We start from the raw sequence: 18,170 nt of genomic DNA, 5'->3' as shown, positions 1-18,170 counted from the left end.
TATATATACGTAAATGCCGCGCACGGCGCGGGCATGATTTTCCTTCATAAAGCAACCGCGCCGCGTTCAAAATTCCTTTTAGCCAGCACCGGTTACATGAGATTAATAACCGGTCGATTATAACAAATTATCGCTGTAGAGTCGAAGTGTTGCGGCTATTAGTTAAAGGAACAACTCCGCCAAAAAATTTTGCATCGCCTGCCAGGAGCGCCGGTCGGCAACAGGTTGATAAACCATGCCGGAATCAGGATTGTTGGCGACCGGATTGGTGAACGCATGCATGGTATGACCATAGGCATGCAGTTGCCAGTCCGCGCCGGCCGCGGTCATTTCCTGTTCAAACGCCAGCACCTGCTCGGGCGGAGCCAATGGATCGTCATGGCCGTGCAGCGCGAGCACCTTTGCCTTGATGGCATTGCCCTGGGTATTGCCCGGCGCGCTCAGCAGACCATGAAAGCTGACCACGCCTTTTATGTCGGCGCCGGTTCTGGCCAGATCCAGCACGCACAAGCCGCCGAAGCAAAAGCCGATCGCAGCTATCTTAGCATCATCAACCCAGGGCAACAGTTTGACGGCATACAGCGCCGCCTGCATGCGTTTTTGCAACATGGCCCGATCGTCCATGAGAGGCTGCATCAGTCTGACGTTTTCCTCAGGCCCGGAGCCTAAAATCCCCTTGCCATACATATCAACGGCAAAGCCGACATAACCCAATCCGGCGAGCTTGCGCGCTTTCTCGGCAACAAATTCATCCCGGCCGGCCCAAGTGTGATTGATTAAAACCGCCGGGCGACGGCCTGACACAGAATCGTCAAAAGCAAAAAATGCTTCCAGCTGTACATCGCCATCCATGTAACCTACGGTATTCGATATGATTGCCATCGTACTGTCGTCCTATTCAATGAGTTGTTATTATGTGTTGATGTGGCTACAGATGTCCCGCTTCCCGAAGACTCTTCAGAAAGCCTTCCGACGCGTCTTCCACCATATCCAGCACCCGCTCAAAACCATAGTCCCCGCCATAATAGGGATCCGGCACTTCGCGCGTTCCCAGATGCGGCGCGTATTCCAGAAAATATCTGATTTTATCTTTATATTGTTCGGGGCAGGCGTTGAACAATATCGAATAATTATCGTCGTCCATAGCCAGCAGAAAATCGAAATCCTCGAAATCGCCCATCACGACTTTCCTGCCCCGTAAATGAGCCAATTCCACGCCGCGACCGCGGGCCGCCTTTTGCGCGCGCAAATCAGGCGCTTCGCCGACATGATAAGCATGCGTGCCGGCGGAATCGATCAGAAAATGCCGTTCCAGATCACGCTCCTTCAGCAGTTTTGCAAAAACGCCTTCAGCAGTCGGCGAACGACAGATATTGCCCATGCAGACAAAGAGAACTTTTATTTTCTTCATAGTTTTACCGGTTAAAAAATCAACTCAATATTATATTACGTACTATTCGGGGAAGATACGGCCAAACTAATCAGCTGAAATCTTGCAGAGCGCGAAGATAAACCCGGCCAATCCATAACCGCCGGCCATAAAAAGCCTCATTCGAAGGAATGATCAAACTCGCCGGAATCCGGCCGCTGTTGAGGCCTAACGCCGACCCAACTCCACATCGACATCATGCGGCTGCCGATCGTCGATCAGCGATATGGCGCCCGGCTCTTCAGACTCAGCGCCGTCGATCAGAACACGAATCACCTGCTCCGGCTTTTCGCCTATGCGTTTGACGGTGATGCGGTATAGCGTGTCGCGGTATCGGTAGTGAATCTTGTACGACGGCCAATGGTCGGGCATGTACGGAGTGATGCGCAGCTTGTCAACTTTCAGCTGCAGACCCAGCAGGGTTTCCACCGATAGCCGATACAGCCATCCGGCGGCGCCGGTGTACCAGGTCCAGCCGCCGCGGCCGGTATGCGGCGGTGCGCCGTAAATATCGGCCGCTATGACGTACGGCTCGACCTTGTAGAGTTCTCTCTGTTGCGCCTGACCTGTGCGATTAATGGGATTGAGCATGGTAAACAGTTCCCAGGCCCGCTTCTTGTCGCCCATCATGGCGAAGGCCATTGCGGTCCAGATGGCAGCGTGCGTGTATTGCCCGCCGTTCTCGCGTACGCCAGGTACATAGCCCTTGATATAGCCAGGTTCGAGATCGGACTTGTCAAAAGGCGGCGTCAGCAGCTGGACGATCTGCACCTCCCGCCTTACCAGCCGTTCATTAACCGCTTCCATCGCCTGGCGGGCACGCTCCGGATTACCGCCGCCCGAAATAATAGCCCAGCTCTGGCTGATTGAGTCGATCTGGCATTCGTCATTGCTGGCCGAGCCCAGCGGCGTGCCATCGTCAAAATAGGCCCGGCGATACCAGGCGCCATCCCAGGCATTGGCTTCAATGTTGAGCAGCAGTTGCCCTGCCCGTTCCCGGCAAATTTCGGCAAAGCCCTCGTCGCCTCGGCTTCGAGCCAGATCGGCAAAAAGCCTGAGATTGTCATACAGGAACCAGGCCAGCCAGACGCTTTCGCCTTTGCCTTCGCGTCCGATCAGATTCATGCCGTCATTCCAGTCGCCGCAGCCGATCAGCGGCAGATCATGATCACCGAAGCGCAAGCCATACTTGATGGCCCGCACACAATGCTCGTAAAGACTGGCGCCTTCGGACGATTGCAGCGGCTGGTCGTAATAAGCCTCTTCTTCCGGCCCCAGCTCCCTGCCTTCCAGAAAGTGCACGAACTCGTCGAGCACGCCGGTATCGCCGGTCGCGGTGACATAGCGGCACGTCGCATAGGGCAACCATAAATAATCATCGGAAAAATGCGTGCGCACACCCTGCCCGCCCGGCGGATGCCACCAGTGCTGCACGTCGCCCTGGATGAACTGGCGGCCGGCGCAGCGGAGCAGCTGCTCGCGCGCCAGCCGCGGCGCCGCATGGATCAGCGCCATCGTATCCTGTAACTGATCACGGAAACCGTAAGCGCCGCCCGACTGGTAATAACCGCTGCGCCCCCAGACCCGACAGGACAGGGTCTGATAGATCAGCCAGCCGTTGGCCATCACATCGAACGCGCGGTCGGGCGTTTCGACATAGACCGCGCCCAGCGTCCGGTTCCAGTGAGCCCAGACGGCCTCCAGCGCCTGCCGAGCGCTGATTGGTTCGCCGAACCGCCGGATCAGACGCTGGGCACCTTCGGTATCGTGGCTGGCGCCGATCACAAACACGATCTCACGCTCCTGTCCGTTCTCCAGCTCGATAGGGGTCTGCATGGCGGCGCAGGGATCCAGGCCCGCCCCGATTTTGCCCGACAAATGCGTGCGGTACAGCGCCGCCGGTCTGGCCAGCGATCCGTTGCGGCCGATGAATTCCGCGCGGTTGCCGGTCACCGTGTGCACGAGCTCGCTGATCTGCACAAATACGACCCGATGCGCGCTTTCGCGGCCATAGGCATTGCGCGCAAACAGCGCCCCGCTGTGATGATCCGTTTCAGTGACAATATGCATCTGGTTGGCGTGCCGCCATTCGCCCATGACCAGTTCCCAATAACCTGTCAGCGACAAGTGACGGGGGCGGCCGGAGTCATTGCGCAGCTTGACGACGACAAATTTCACCGGCTCATCCATCGCCACATAAGTCGTCAACTCGGAATAAATGCCCGCTTCGAAGTGCTCGAATGTGCTGTAACCGAAACCATGCCGGCAAACATAACCGGACCGGCCGCGCGCCGGCAGCGGCGTCGGCGACCAGAACTCGCCGGTTTCTTCATCGCGAACGTAGAAGGCTTCACCGCTGATGTCGCTGAGCGGATCGTTGTGAAACGGCGTCAGGCGGAACTCGTGGGCATTCTCCACCCAAGTATAGGCGCCGCCGCTCTCGCTGACGACGGTGCCGATATAAGGGCTTGCGATGACGTTGGCCCACGGCGCCGGCGTATTCTGCCCTGGCTCCAGGGTAATGACATATTCGCGCCCGTCCGGCGTGAACCCGCCCAGCCCGTTGAAAAAAATGCGTTCGCGCGCCGGCAAGGGATTGATGACCTCGGCTGCCGGTTGCCGTATAGGCACCAGCGCTTCCGGAAAATGCTCGGTCAGTATGCGGCGTTGTATCGAACCCTGACGCCAGCGTTTTCTGCGTTCCGCGACACGCTCCGCCGCGACGCGCTGTTCCACCTGTTCGGCTAATGTCCCGGCGGTATCGGTCAGTACGACGCGGGCAACGGTCTGAAACAGGACCCTATCCTCTTCAGTCAGGTCTTCAGCGCGACGCACGAAAACTCCGCCGGGCTTGTCAAGCATCTGGGCTTCATTACTGATAATATTGATCAGCCCCATGATCTGGTCATGCAGCACGGCGCGATAGCCCGAGAAATCCTCGTTCAGAATCACCAGATCCGTAGCCAGGCCTTTCACGCGCCAGTAGGCATGCGCTTGCAGCATCTGTCTGACCAGATCGATGCGGCTGACATCGCCTATGCGTACCAGCACGATGGGCCAGTCGCCGGAAACGGCAAACGGCCAGAGCCCCGGCTGACCCAGCTGATTGCGCGCAATAACACTGGGCGGCGCGCGGCGCAAGGCATTGCTATAGATCACCGAGGTGGCCAGCCGGCCGAAAATCTGTGCATCGGCTTCACTGGCGTTAAGATGGCGCAGTACCTCCTGACTGTGAAACCAGGCCATTTCAAAAGCCCGCTCGATAAAATGCCGGTCGCGATACTTGTCAATCAACTCAAGAACCGCTTCGCGCGTATCGGCCGCGCCGGTAATGATTTTCACGACCGCCGAGCTATCAGTCTCTATAAGCAGAGCCTGGCGAATCGCGATGATAGGATCGAGTACAGGACCTTCGGTATTGGATAATGCCAATGGCCGGTCACTATCATCAAATACGGCCGGGTTGGCGGCCGTTCGCCCCCGGCCGATGAATTGGGTGCGGTCGGTCTCGTATGACGGTTCGTCGGCAGCAGTGCCCGTGACCGTGATCAGATGGAACATCCAAGGGGTGTGCTCCTCCGGCGTGCGGCGGCGGCGCGAGCAAAGTATCGCTTGCCGTTCGGGCAGGATTTCGGTTTGCACGAACAGGTTGCTGAAGACACGATGCGCCAGATCGGCATTCAGCGGCGCCAGCACGACCTCGGCATAACTGGTAACTTCGATACGGCGCATCTGGAGAGACAAATTAGTCAGCGTCACGCGGCGGATCTCGACATCATCCTCGGGTGAAACGCTGATTTCGGTATGCGCTTCAATGTTCCGGTCCCGGCGGCGGTATTCGGCGCGCGATTGCACGAAAATCGATTCATAATGGTCAGCTTTGCGCAGGGTTGGATGATAGGCGCTGGACCAGTATTCGCGCGTATCGAGATCGCGCAGATAAATGAATGCCCCCCAGTTGTCGGCCGTGGTGTCTTCACGCCAGCGCGTAACGGCCAGATCGTGCCAGCGGCTGTAGCCGCCGCCGGCCTGAGTCGCCATGACATGGTAGCGGCCGTTCGATAACAGATGGACTTCGGGTATGGGCGTATTGGGATCGATGAATACGCGCAGGATCTCGCCTTCCTCGGCGACGGGCGGACGCGCGGCAGCGCTGACTTCAGCCGCATGCGGATGCAAGGTATAGCCTTTCTTCGGTACGCGCTCCTGAAGCAGCAAATCGGTCGCCCGAACCAGCGGATCCGACATAAACCGGCGCTGCATCGGCCGGTCCAGAAGCACATGCTCGAACGCCAGAAGGCTCATGCCTTGATGATGCGCCATGAAATTGCGCACGATCGCGCAGTTCTTGCCGCGCATGACCCGCGCCGGCGTATAGTCGATGGCCTCATAAAGCCCGTAGCGGCCGAGAAAACCGTTGGCCACCAGTGTTTGCAGATTACGGCAGGCCGATTGGGGTGTAACGGTCAACGCCAGCGCCGTAGCGTAGGGCGCGATGACCAGATCGTCGCCCAGGCCGCGCTTGAAGCCCAATCCGGGCACGCCGAACGCGCGGTACTGATAGGTCTGATGCATATCGGTCAGGTTGTAGCACGACTCGGAAATGCCCCATGGCACGTTGCGCTGCCGGCCGTATTCTATCTGCCGCGATACGGCGGCCCGGCAGGTCTGCTCCAGCAGCGTGTTCTGGTAACTGGGCATGATCAGCTGGGGCATCAGATATTCGAACATCGAGCCGCTCCATGAAATCAGGCTGACGTCGCTGCCCTGGCTGGTCAGCAAACGGCCTAGCGTGAACCAGTGCTGCTGCGGCAGTTGTCCCTGCGCGATCAGCAGAAAACTGACCAGGCGCGCTTCCGATGCCAATAGATCATAACAGGCCGGATCGCGCCGCCGCTCGCCGACATCGTAGCCGATGGCCAGCAGATCCGCCTTGGTGTCATAGAGAAATTTGAAGTCCATATCGGCCAGCCTGCGGCAGCGCTCGATCAGTTCATCAATGAACCTGATACGCTCTTTCGCCAGTTTATGCTGTATGCCTGCTGCAGGCTCAGCATCTGTCTCGCCTGTTTCAGCCAATTCCTGCAGAGTCGGGATTGCGCTGAAACGCCGCAGATCAGGGACTAAGGTATTAACGTCCTCCCGCAACGAACTGACCTGATGGTCCAGCGCTTGCGCCCAATAGTGGAGTTCGCTTTCGGTGTCGGCCGACAACGCGGCAAACAGTTCTGCTGCGGCGTGCTGTATTTTTTCCAGCTGAGCATCGGCCTCGACCAAGGTCTGAATTTCGCTATCCGGCTTGCGTGCAGCCAATAAATGCTGCAGCGTTTGAATGGGACTGGTCAGCGCCTGTGTTGGCGGCAGACGATCGTATTCAGCCAGCAGCACCTGAAACGTATCGTCCAGCCCTTGAAAGGCATTGGCGGACAATACCGGCTGGAATTTCAGCTCGGCCAGTCCCGTTTGCAATGTCAATAAACTGCCGACCAGATTGCCGCTGTCGACTGACGACACATACTGCGGGTGCAGCGGTTGCAGCGTGCGCGTGTCGTACCAGTTGTAAAAATGGCCGCATTTGTAATTGCAGCCTTTGCCGTGCTGGTAGCGCTCCAGCTTTTCCATGGTCGCCACGGTGTTTTCCGTACGGTACAACAACTCGCCGGCTGAAATATAGCCGAAATCATAAGCCGCCAAGTTGGCCGCCAATGCCATGCCCATGTTCGTAGGCGATGTACGCGAAGCAATGACCGGATCCGGATATTCCTGGAAATTGTCGGGCGGCAGCCAGTTATCGAGCGGCGCGACAAATTGCGCGAAATACCGCCAGGTCCGCCGGGCCAGCGAGCGCAGGAAAATCCGCTCGTCAGCCGTTAAATCAGCGGCTGGCGGCGCCAATGGTTTACTGATCCACCAGCCTATGACTGGCGATACCAGCCAAATCAACAGCACGGGCGCCGTAAGCAGCCACTCCGTCCATCGGCTGCCGTCCCATACGAATGCCAGCGCTACGACTAATCCCGACGCCACAACCGGCGCTATCCACATTTCCAGAAAAAAGTCGTCCAGCGTTCTACGGGTATTGCGGCGCACATAGGAATTCGTGTGCCAGAGCAGCAATCCGCGCCGGGTAAACAGCATGCGCCCCGCCGAAGACAGAATGGCATCCAAGCAAATCAGTGTGTCATAAGGCAAAAGCACCAGAGTCAGCACAGCGAGCAATACCGAGCGCGTAGCGGATTTATTGACCAGAATGAAATGCTCCAGCCACTCGCGATCTCCCGGTTTGCGGATCAGTTCAATCCCGGCCTCCAGCAGTGGTTGAAAAAACAGGATGACAATCACCAGCGATGTCCAGAACCATGCAGGCATGGGACCGAGCAGCCACCCGCCCGCCAGCATGGCAAGCAAAGCCGGCGGCACCAGGCTGCGCCTTAGATTATCGAAAATTTTCCAGATCGACAAAGGCGCAAGCGGGTTCGGCTGCCGCTCGCCGTCCGGTCCCGGCACCTTCGGCAGCAGCCAGCTGACCAACTGCCAATCGCCGCGTATCCAGCGGTGCCTTCTGCTGGCTTCCATCGCGTAACTGGCCGGATGTTCTTCTATCAAATCGACATCGCTCACCAGACCGGATCGCGCATGTCCGCTTTCCAACAGATCATGGCTGAGGATGAGGTTTTCAGGAAAGCGCCCTTCCAGAGTCAGGCGAAAGGCATCGACGTCATAAATGCCTTTGCCGATAAACGAGCCTTCGCCAAAAATATCCTGATAGACATCCGATACTTCACGGGTATAAGGATCAATGCCGGCTTCACCTGCGAACAGGCGAGTAAACCTTGACTGGCTCGCACTGAACAGGCTGATCGACGCACGGGGTTGCAGAATGGCATAGCCGTCCGTTATGCGCCGCTTCGCATGGTCGTAAATCGGCCGGTTAAGAGGATGGGCAATATTGCCGACGAGCCTATGCGCCGCGTCCCGCGGCAGTTGCGTATCGGTGTCTAGGGTAATGACATATTTGATTGAAGGGAGAATAGACGGATCGCCGACCAGTTCCGAAAAGGCGGCTTCGCCATCGCCTCTCAGCACGGCGTTGAACTGTTCCAGCTTGCCGCGCTTGCGCTCGTAACCCATCCAGACGCGCTCATGCGGATTCCATACCCGCGGCCGATGAAATAAATAAAAAATACACGGTCTATCGTTCCGGTATGTTGCATTAAGCGCCTCAACGGCTGTGCGCGCCAGCGTGAGCAGTTCTTCATCGCCTGGCTGCGTCTGTTCGGGCGCGTCGCTGAAATCGGTCAATAACGCAAAGAACAGATTGGGATCCCGATTGCCGAGATAGCGGATCTCCATAGCTTCAACAAGCTCATCCACATCCTGCGGCTTGCTCAACAAAGTCGGAACCACCACCATCGTACGATGTTCGGCCGGAATGCCCCTTGAAAAATCCAGCCGAGGCGGCATGCGAGGCGGAACGATCATCATCGCGAATTGATTGACCAGCGGCACAGCCAGCGCCATGCCGCCGATCATGCTGCAGATGACAAAGAACCAGAATTGCCAGTTACCTGGATCTATACCATCCAGCGACATCAGTACAATCGACGCCGTTACGGCGGTAAGCAACAGAATGGAGCCGATATAAATACTCAGCCGAAACCGCCGGAAGACACGGACGGCGCGAACCATCCAGCTCATGTGATAGTCGACCTTGCGCTCCAGAGGATACCGCCCCTTATCGATCAGATAAAAACCAACATGCGCGGAACGATCGGCGGTCGTCAAGCGCTCGGCAGCGGCCTGCGCGAACGCAACCGCTTCGCGGGCCACGTCTGATTCACTGTGCACGCTGCCCTTCGCTATTTTTTCAATGATGTGCCGATACAGGTCACGCGTGGCGAAATTCTGCCTGCCGTACACACCAGACGGATCTTTTCGCAGGATTTGCTCCACGGCGCTATGCGCTTCGACAAAATCCCGCCAATCCATAGAACTGATAAACCGCAAACTGCCAATACTGTTGGCGATGGAGATCTGGTTGGCTGCCGCCGTGTGGCTGGCGTCCTGGATTAACTGCGTCGAGTTGACGCCCTGTTCGAGCAACTGGTTATCGATCCAGGTCTGCACGAAGGCCAGCGCCGTGCCCTGAATCTGGAGCCTTGCATTGAATTCTTCCACAATCGCCGCCGTTAATGGCACATCGGCAGCCGCAAACTCGGCGAGTAATTGCGCGAGCTGTTTTGGGTCCTTTTCGGCCATGTCCAGCATGCGATCAGCCCACATGACCGCTGTATTGTACTCCTCGCGCCCGCGCGCTATGCGCGATCCAACCCGTCGAAGATTCTCCAGTAAAGCCAGACGCAGCATGATCGGAAATGCCCATAATTCACCCAGCTTCAATGGCTCGACAGTCTGGTAGGCGGCGATGAAATGGGTCGCGTTTTCGCTGTCGACCCTGCCGTCCTGATGTGAAATCAGTTCCAGAGCCAGCTCATAAATACGAGGGAAACCGGCTGACTGACCGGTGGCCAGTTGTGGCAGTTCCCGACTATATGTGCGAGGGAGATGACGGCGCGCCAGATGAATCTGCTGCTCGATCAAATAAAAATTATCGAGCAGCCAAGCCTCAGCCGAGGAAATATGCTGTTCCTCATTGACTGCCGCTGTGACCACATCATAGGCTGCCAGCAGAACCTGTTCATTATCGGCCAACCGAGGCAGCAAACGGTCCGGTCCGGGCCTGGGATTGATTCGATGCCGGCCGGCCAGCGCGACCGCATACCGCTTCAATTGCTCGACGCTGAACAGTTCCGAGCGCAATAGCTCAGTATCCCTGCCATCCTGATGGTTGTGCCGCTCAAGTGTAGAAAACCCAAACTCTTTGAACACTATGCTATTCTCCTTGCTCGAGTTCGACACTGATTGGTCTGTAATTCCGCTCCTTTAGAACTGACTCGTACTATCCCGATACCGGCATTATCTATCTATCGGCCAGGCAAGAAAACTGACTGATTCCTGTGCAACGGGCTGTAAGGAAGTATGAACTGTTTAATAGAGCTTTTCCTGAACTCAAGCCTAAATTAATGGCCCGGACTTTTCATTCAATGCTCAAATATAAAAATTCCGGATTAATTTTAAAGACATAAAAGCGAACATTTAATAAAAACCACTGATTAATCCATACGGAACAAATCTGATAAATCTTGTCATCAGCCGAGAAATAGCAAAGTTGATTCTAAATTTCTTTTCTCAAGTGTTCTTGGCAAGTTTATTGATCGTTTTAATCAAATTTTAGACTCATTAATCCTGTTGTTTTCTCCAGCTCATTAAAACTTACGCGCCCAATGCAAAAAATATTGAAGGACTTAAATCGGTCTTCGACCTTGAATAACGCGTATCACGATCACTATCAGCGCGAGAACCAAAAGAAGATGAATAAAACCGCCCAGCGTGTATGAGGAAACCAAGCCAAGCAACCAAAGAATAATCAGGACGACCGCTATAGTTTCAAGCATTTCTACTTCTCCTCTAAAAAGCCATCAATGGATGACGTTTTTAACTCAAGCGAGCAAAATGGCTGCCGCGAAGGCCAGCCAAAGATGGTTAAAAATATTGCTGTAAATTTACTATCCTTGACCGAAAAGGCTCCAGGATAAAAATGCCTTGCCTCGAGCACTTCATTTCAAACGCTTGCCCGTCAAAAATGGAAATGAGCGCCGAGACCTACATATTCCATTTTATTGACATAGAATTGGCCGCTTGGGGAGTGGCCGTTAAAATATTCCAGAAGAATCTGAAAATGCCGCCCCATCACGTCCAGGTTTTCGAATTGAACGCCAGCGCGCGCCGACACGTCAGTTTGCCAGTCATTCTCTTCGTAGTTTTTGAGATCCACTGCTGCGATTGGCCGCATGGCGCCAAAATCCAGGCGCCAAGGACTTCTGTACTCAATCCCGTATTGCACCGACCAAGGTTTGAGCGATGCCGGATCCGTATTGAACAGGCCACCGCCACCACCATACATTCGAATCCCGTAAGGAAACTCATAAGAGAGCTTTAAATCTATCCCTTCGAAACTCAAATTTACACGCTGCAATTGAGTTCTCAGTAGGAACTCATCACCGACATGAGAGCTTTGATGGAAGAGCCGGCCGAAAGCCGAAAAGTCACCGATGCGTATGCTCGAATACACCGCTCCAAAAAAATCGGTATTGATTAAATCCGTTGAAGGGGCGTCGAGATTGAAATCACTGAATACGCCGGCCTGAAGCCCCGCCTCCCACTGTCCCGCAAATCGTCGCCCAGAACCTAAGTTTCCACGGTAAAACGGTATGGTTTCGCCAAAGCTGACTGTTGCTATATTGTCGGCATTCTCAAAATCGCCAGTGGCACTGGTATAATGATAAGCAGCTGAAAAATGAGGCCAACGCGGATCGGCCAGTAATCGCTTGAACAGATGCCCTTCCGGCAAAAATCCGGTCTGCAGTGCCAATTGCCCGCTCGGTTGAGCAGTTTCACGAACCCATGGTGACGGGGCTGATGCCAACTGTTTTTCACTTGCCACCGTCTCAACGCCGGCAACTCCCGGAATGCTCGACAATGCGTCCATGACCTTGGCACGATCTGTTCCCATTAAGTCATCGGTGCGAATCTTAATAACGCCGTTTCTTACGTTCAATTCCGGATTAGCGAGCTTGAACTCGCGCTGAAGTATACTGACAGCATATCCGGCCATATAAGCATCTTCTACCGGCGCCGCTTTGACGCCGGGAAGACACAGAAAAAAAATGATGGCCATTACTAAGTAGTAACGCACGTAACTCATCTTATTTCGCTACAGGACTAACGACCAGATTGCTCTCTACCGATTTCACTCCCTTAACGCCGCGGGCTATCTCTAAAGCTCTGTCTGCGCTTTGCTGGGAGTTAAGAACACCGCTCAGCTTGACGACGCCTTTATCGGTCACTACATCAATCTTAGTTGCACTCAATAAGGGATCGGCTACCATTTCCCCTTTAATTTTGGCGGTTATAGCGGAATCGTCCAGATATTCTTCGACAGATCCGGATTTTTGTCCCATCGCCTCATCCCGCTTTTCCATGCTTTCCTGTCTCTGCTCAGTGCCCTCTTCGAGTCTCTCCTGCGTTCTTTCAGTAGCCTCATCGACTTTTTTACCTGCCTCTTCGGCCGGCCCTTCCTGTTTACAGCCGGTCAGGCCGATTACTGCGGCTAATAAGAGTGTTACAAACAGGTTATTGGAAAAAATCACTGGTTGATCGTTTTTTATCTTCATGGGATATTCCTTAATAAAGTGGTTGTTAAAAGTCTTGGCTATTTGCAACTTATGATTGCCAATTGGTCAAGGTTACTCCTAATTCCCAAGTTCCTATTCATGACTAAGTTCTGTTCATAAAGATCAGAATCTTAAAAATGACCGGCATCAATCCGATTTTACCGACGTGATTTGCAACCCTGCGGCCGGCATACGTCGGGCTGAAGTTACACTTTAAAGAAATTGCAGCCATTCCTAGCCTTTAAGTTACTGCTTAAGTCAGTGTTGGCTCTAGAACTCAAACTCTATCGCCGACAAATATCGGCTATTTCATTTCATGGCTCAAGATAGTCAGCGCCAGTCCGATATTTAACATTTAGAGGGTAATTCCATACACGGCGATACGAGCTGGCCAAGTCAGAATTACATTTATCTTTCACATCAGAAGATTAGAGTTCCAATAGGGTTATATCTATTGGCCTGCTCATGCTCCTGAAGCTATATGCTCAAACTTATCCATTCATGGCTGGGTTTCAGCCAAAGATTCAATCATGATGTCCTTAGTAAAGGGGATGCTTTGATGCAATGCCGTCCATGTTTTGGCATTGCAATCAAAATGTGTAATACATCAGAAAACCATCCCCTTTCTTTCCAAGAATCTATTGATTAATGGATTCTATCTTCAAAATCCCGAAGCCTTCGTTCGGCTTCGTCTTTTTGAATACCATAGCGTTCCTGGATTTTGCCCAGCAACACGTCACGTTTGCCTGCAATTTGATCGATTTCGTCATCGGTCAAATCGCCCCAGGCTTCTTTTACTTTACCTTTCAATTGTTTCCAATTACCTTCTATTTGGTCCCAAGCCATTTCTATTCTCCTCATTGTTTGTGAAAGAACAAATTTCCTATACCACAGGAAACTCAGCTTAGCGGCGAACAATTGTGCATTTCGCCTTACGTTTAAGGTTAAAATATAGTCAAAGAAACCCAGATGGTCTGTGCGGTGACACACATAAGCATTCTGTCCTTAATATGACCTTGAAGCTTATAAGTATGCGAAGGTGAAGGCGAAGCCGGTCTGTTATTTAGGTATTCATAGATTAAAAAATTTCCAATTCTATGAATTACATGTATTAGTTAAGAATTAACCTGATAGATACTGATTTATTAGCAGTATCTATCAGGCTAATTCAGCCCGTCAGTTTTATTCCAAACGGCTTTGCCTGCAAATGAAATGGGCTTCGAAAAGCTTCATTCGCCGGCTAAATGCCATTAGGATAGTCGTAGCTATAATGCTTGCGCAATGGCTTGACTACTTCCCATTTGCTATCCAATCCGGCGTGGAACGACACCAGATCACCAGGTAGAATCCGTACTGGTTCCCCTTCTGCGGGAGTTACTAAAATTTCGCCTTCCAAGATATAGGCACATTCAGTCTCATCAAAATTTATTGGGAATTTTGAAATTTCTTTTTCCCAGATTTCCCAATTAGAAACCCCCAACTGTTTTAATCTTTCTTCGCTGGGATTGTGTTCGATGGTGATTTTGCTCATATTCTTCCTAAAAAATTACACTTATTGAAAATAATCATTTTAACATTTCATATATTATTGCTGGGACCTTTTTGATCAGTTTATCTATCAGGGTGGACTGCTATTTGATTGATTAACAATTTTCGCAAATTTTACATTCTTAAAAATGCTTAGATCACATCGTTATAAGCATGTCGAGATGTCAAAACCCGTTTTTTCCAAAACCGCTCTGTGAAATTTTTCCGCTTCGGCTATGCGCTCGCTCAACCCCAAATCAGGCGAGACTGTTTCTGTGAATTGATGAATGCCGCTTGTTTTTCTTTCATTCACTACTTCCAGAATGGTTTTCCAGCCAATTTCATGCGTATCGGTAGCAAAAGCAAAAACCATTGCTAAATCACAAATATTGTTAATTAGCCGAGGCACGCCTTCCGTATAATAAAATACAGCTGCACAAGCTGACTCATTAAACACCGACGCGCTTCCACCGGCAGCCTCAATACGATGCGCTATGTAATTTTTTGTTTCGTCATAATTAAGGGGCTTTAAATGGTATTCGATGGAAACGCGCTGTGCGAATTGAGCAAGTTCAGGCAAATTAAGTTTATCGATCAGCTCCGGCTGCCCTACCAGTACGAGTTGCAACATCACGTTATTGCTTAAATTGATGTTAGACAGCAGCCTTAGTTCTTCCAGGGTTTCAATGTCCATATTTTGAGCTTCATCAACAATCAGGATGACGCGCCGTTTTTTTTGATTTTGCTCGGCTATAAATTTAACAAAGATTTGATAGCGATCGGATTTATTCTTAGCATCATGCTGGATATTAAATGAGGCCAATACCCATGTAAGCAGATCGCCAAAGCTGCTGTGTGTGTTAGTGATCAGCCCTACAGCACATTGATCCTTAATTTTGCCTAACATGCATCTGATCAATGTTGTTTTGCCCGAACCTATCTCGCCGGTAATCACGGTGATACCAGCCTGACTCACTAACCCGTAATGGAGCGTAGTCAACGCTTTTTTATGCTTAGAGCTCAAATACAGGAATCCTGGATCAGGTAGAAGAGCGAATGGTTTTTTTTTGAGTCCAAAGAATTTTTTATACATATTACGTAATAAGTTCGTTAGTAGGAGCTTATCAGGAGGACCTTACGAAAGCGTGGCTCAGATGATCTTGTTACTCTGCGCTTATAAATAAGCTGGTTTTATAAAATATAAGGCTAGACATTAAAAAATCCTGCCAAGCTCAAGCAGCTCTAAATCAAGGAATAAAATACACTTTATACATGGCTTTCTTTGCTTTTTTATAACACATCTCTAGTAATTAAAATAATTCTCTTGGATTAAAATTTCCGAGCTCGCTATAACATCATATTACGGTGTGTAAGACTTATGATTTATGCAAAAATTGTCACTAAAAAGGCCACCGTTAATGTGACCTTTTTTGCTTTATACTAAGGAATGGATAATAAATTATCCAGGACTCTACTGCTATCTATAACTAAGAGAAATTGATTTAAATTTTATGCGTTTTAGTCAAATTTCTCAGGTAAGCCAAGAAGTCATCTTTTAGCTCTTTATGCAGTAAACCATGTTCTACTGTAGCGATTAAAAATCCCAGTTTAGAACCGCAATCGTAGCGTTTTCCTTCAAATTCATAGGCCAATACTTGCTCGTCGGCCAATAAGTCGGCAATCGCATCGGTTAACTGAATTTCACCTCCTGCGCCTCTGCCTGTTTTTTTAATTTTGTCAAAAATGGCTGGAGTCAAAATATAACGGCCTACAACTGCCAAATTTGATGGTGCTTCCTCGGGTTTAGGCTTTTCAACGATAAGTTCAACAGGGGCTGATGTACCTGATGATTCCCGGGTTTTCACAATACCGTAACTGCCGGTCTCGGAGGGATCCACTCTCTCGACGCCGAGAATAGAAGTATGTTTTTGTTCATAGAGGCGCACCATCTGCGCCATGCAGCCTCTGCCCGCATCTTCAATCAGGTCATCCGCCAATATAACGGCAAAAGGCTCATTGCCGACCACAGCTCTGGCGCAATATACGGCATGACCTAGGCCCAGCGCTTCAGATTGACGAATAAAAACGCATGAAACATGTGACGGTAAAATGTCTCGAATCATATTCAGCGTTTCAAATTTACCTTTTGCTTCAAGCTCTTTTTCAAGCTCGTAAGCTTTATCAAAATGATCCGGTATAGCTCTTTTGTTACGGCCAGTAACAAAAATCATGGTATCAATGCCAGCTGCGACAGCTTCTTCTACAGCATATTGAATCAGCGGTTTATCAACGATCGGCAGCATCTCTTTCGGGCTGGCCTTGGTTGCCGGTAAAAAACGCGTACCTAACCCTGCAACAGGGAAAACCGCTTTAGTAATCTTTTTATTCATCAATTTTTTCCTTCAATATTTAGTATAACAAATCGATAATTTCAGTTGTGGCATTGCAAATTTATTGAACCCTACAACCAACGCAACAACATGGCGTTGTAATATAGAATATTAATTACGCCCATAGGAATCTTCAAAGCGTACAATATCGTCCTCCCCCAGATAACTGCCCGATTGAACTTCAACCATTTCCAGCGGAATGATGCCAGGGTTTTCAAGGCAATGTACCGTCCCCAAAGGAATATAGGTGGACTGATTTTCGGAGAGTAAGATTGTTTCATCATCCTTGGTTACTAAAGCCGTGCCTTTTACCACAACCCAGTGTTCGGCGCGATGATGATGCTTCTGTAAAGATAATCTGGCTCCAGGCTTGACTACAATACGTTTCGTTTGATAGCGCTCACCGCTATCCACGGAGTCGTAATGACCCCAGGGCCTATAAACTTTACGATGCAATTCCGCTTCGCTGCGCTTATGTTGTTTTAGCTGTGCGACTACATCTTTTACTTCCTGCACTCTGTCTTTTGGCGCAACCATCAATGCATCAGCAGTTTCTACAATAACCAGGTCGCGTACTCCGATAATAGCCACCAATTTATTTTCAGCATGTACAAAGGAATTTTCGCTGTCAACCGCCAGTACATCACCACTGATGGCATTGCCAAACTGATCTTTATCGGCCACATCCCATAATGCCGACCACGACCCCACATCATTCCATCCTGCGTCCAGCGGAATCACTACAGCTTTATCGGTTTTTTCCATCACCGCATAATCAATGGAATCCGCCGGACACGCGGAAAAGAGCGTTTTATCCAAGCGGATAAAATCCAGATCCACTTTAGCGGCTTCAAGTGCACGCCTGCAAGCCAATAACATATCAGGGTTGAATTTATTGAGCTCTTGTAGAAAGCTACCCGCTTTGAAGGCAAACATTCCGCTGTTCCAGAAATAATCTCCGCTTTCTAAATAATACTTTGCAGTGTCTAAATCCGGTTTTTCAACAAACGCCGCAACATTGAAAGCGCCTCCCTGTTGTAGCGCATTCCGTTTGATATAGCCGTATCCGGTTTCGGGCTCCGTAGGTACGATACCGAACGTAACCAATTTCCCCTGCTCTGCCAGGACCTTTGCTTCTGCAATAGCATGATGAAAGACTTCCAAGTCCGATATGACATGGTCCGCAGGCAGCACTAATAAAACATCATCTTCAGATTCCGCTGTCAAGGCAGCAATAGCAACAGCCGGCGCGGTATTTTTGCCCATAGGCTCCAAAATTATTGCGGAGGGCTTGATGCCAATTTCCCATAATTGCTCAGCCATCATGAAGCGATGATCTTCATTACAAATAGCGATCGGGGCTTTCATTCCTTCGACGCCGTTGAGTCTAAGCACTGTTTCCTGCAACATAGTATGATTAGAAATCAACGGCAGAAATTGTTTAGGAAACTGCCCTCGAGATAATGGCCAAAGTCTTGTACCGGAACCGCCGGATAAGATAACGGGAATCATATCTTTTTTCTCTTCCTT

11 protein-coding genes are annotated in these 18,170 nt (G+C 51.1%); all 11 read right to left on the bottom strand.

From position 1 onward, the window contains the following. Positions 1 to 162: 162 nt before the first annotated feature. Positions 163 to 882 carry a dienelactone hydrolase family protein gene (locus ACTNE6_RS07185; RefSeq protein WP_442499146.1) on the bottom strand — a complete coding sequence of 240 codons (720 nt, stop codon included), beginning with the start codon at positions 880 to 882 and terminating at the stop codon, positions 163 to 165. Between the two features lie 46 nt (positions 883 to 928). Beyond that, a complete protein-coding gene (locus tag ACTNE6_RS07180) occupies positions 929 to 1,411 on the bottom strand; it encodes a low molecular weight protein-tyrosine-phosphatase (RefSeq protein ID WP_442499145.1) in 483 nt (160 codons plus the stop codon). Positions 1,412 to 1,597: 186 nt separating this feature from the next. Continuing rightward, a complete protein-coding gene (locus ACTNE6_RS07175; RefSeq protein ID WP_442499144.1) occupies positions 1,598 to 10,318 on the bottom strand; it encodes a GH36-type glycosyl hydrolase domain-containing protein in 8,721 nt (2,906 codons plus the stop codon). A 476-nt stretch (positions 10,319 to 10,794) separates the two neighbouring features. Continuing rightward, the gene (locus ACTNE6_RS07170) at positions 10,795 to 10,944 is read right to left on the bottom strand and encodes a lmo0937 family membrane protein (RefSeq protein ID WP_194968855.1); all 150 of its coding nucleotides are present in this window, start codon (positions 10,942 to 10,944) and stop codon (positions 10,795 to 10,797) included. A 182-nt stretch (positions 10,945 to 11,126) separates the two neighbouring features. After that, a complete protein-coding gene (locus ACTNE6_RS07165) occupies positions 11,127 to 12,254 on the bottom strand; it encodes a DUF1207 domain-containing protein (protein WP_442499143.1) in 1,128 nt (375 codons plus the stop codon). 1 nt (position 12,255) lies between these two features. Then, positions 12,256 to 12,723, bottom strand: a complete 468-nt coding sequence (locus ACTNE6_RS07160) for a BON domain-containing protein (RefSeq protein WP_194968857.1) — start codon at positions 12,721 to 12,723, stop codon at positions 12,256 to 12,258. A gap of 645 nt (positions 12,724 to 13,368) precedes the next feature. Continuing rightward, complete coding sequence (locus ACTNE6_RS07155; protein WP_194968858.1) at positions 13,369 to 13,569, bottom strand: CsbD family protein; 201 nt, start codon at positions 13,567 to 13,569, stop codon at positions 13,369 to 13,371. Between the two features lie 394 nt (positions 13,570 to 13,963). Then, positions 13,964 to 14,254, bottom strand: coding sequence for a cupin domain-containing protein (locus ACTNE6_RS07150; RefSeq protein WP_442499142.1), 291 nt, complete (start codon positions 14,252 to 14,254; stop codon positions 13,964 to 13,966). A 162-nt stretch (positions 14,255 to 14,416) separates the two neighbouring features. Further along, positions 14,417 to 15,343, bottom strand: coding sequence for an ExeA family protein (locus ACTNE6_RS07145; protein ID WP_442499141.1), 927 nt, complete (start codon positions 15,341 to 15,343; stop codon positions 14,417 to 14,419). 409 nt (positions 15,344 to 15,752) lie between these two features. After that, entirely contained in the window at positions 15,753 to 16,640 is an 888-nt protein-coding gene (gene galU, locus ACTNE6_RS07140; protein ID WP_331820312.1) for a UTP--glucose-1-phosphate uridylyltransferase GalU, read from the bottom strand. A 111-nt stretch (positions 16,641 to 16,751) separates the two neighbouring features. Next, complete coding sequence (locus ACTNE6_RS07135) at positions 16,752 to 18,152, bottom strand: mannose-1-phosphate guanylyltransferase/mannose-6-phosphate isomerase (protein WP_442499140.1); 1,401 nt, start codon at positions 18,150 to 18,152, stop codon at positions 16,752 to 16,754. Between the last annotated feature and the right edge of the window lie 18 nt (positions 18,153 to 18,170).

The sequence above is a fragment of the Methylobacter sp. sgz302048 genome (assembly GCF_052162025.1).
In the GTDB taxonomy this organism is placed as follows: Bacteria; Pseudomonadota; Gammaproteobacteria; order Methylococcales; family Methylomonadaceae; genus Methylobacter.
This window is presented reverse-complemented; position numbering and strand designations above follow the sequence as displayed.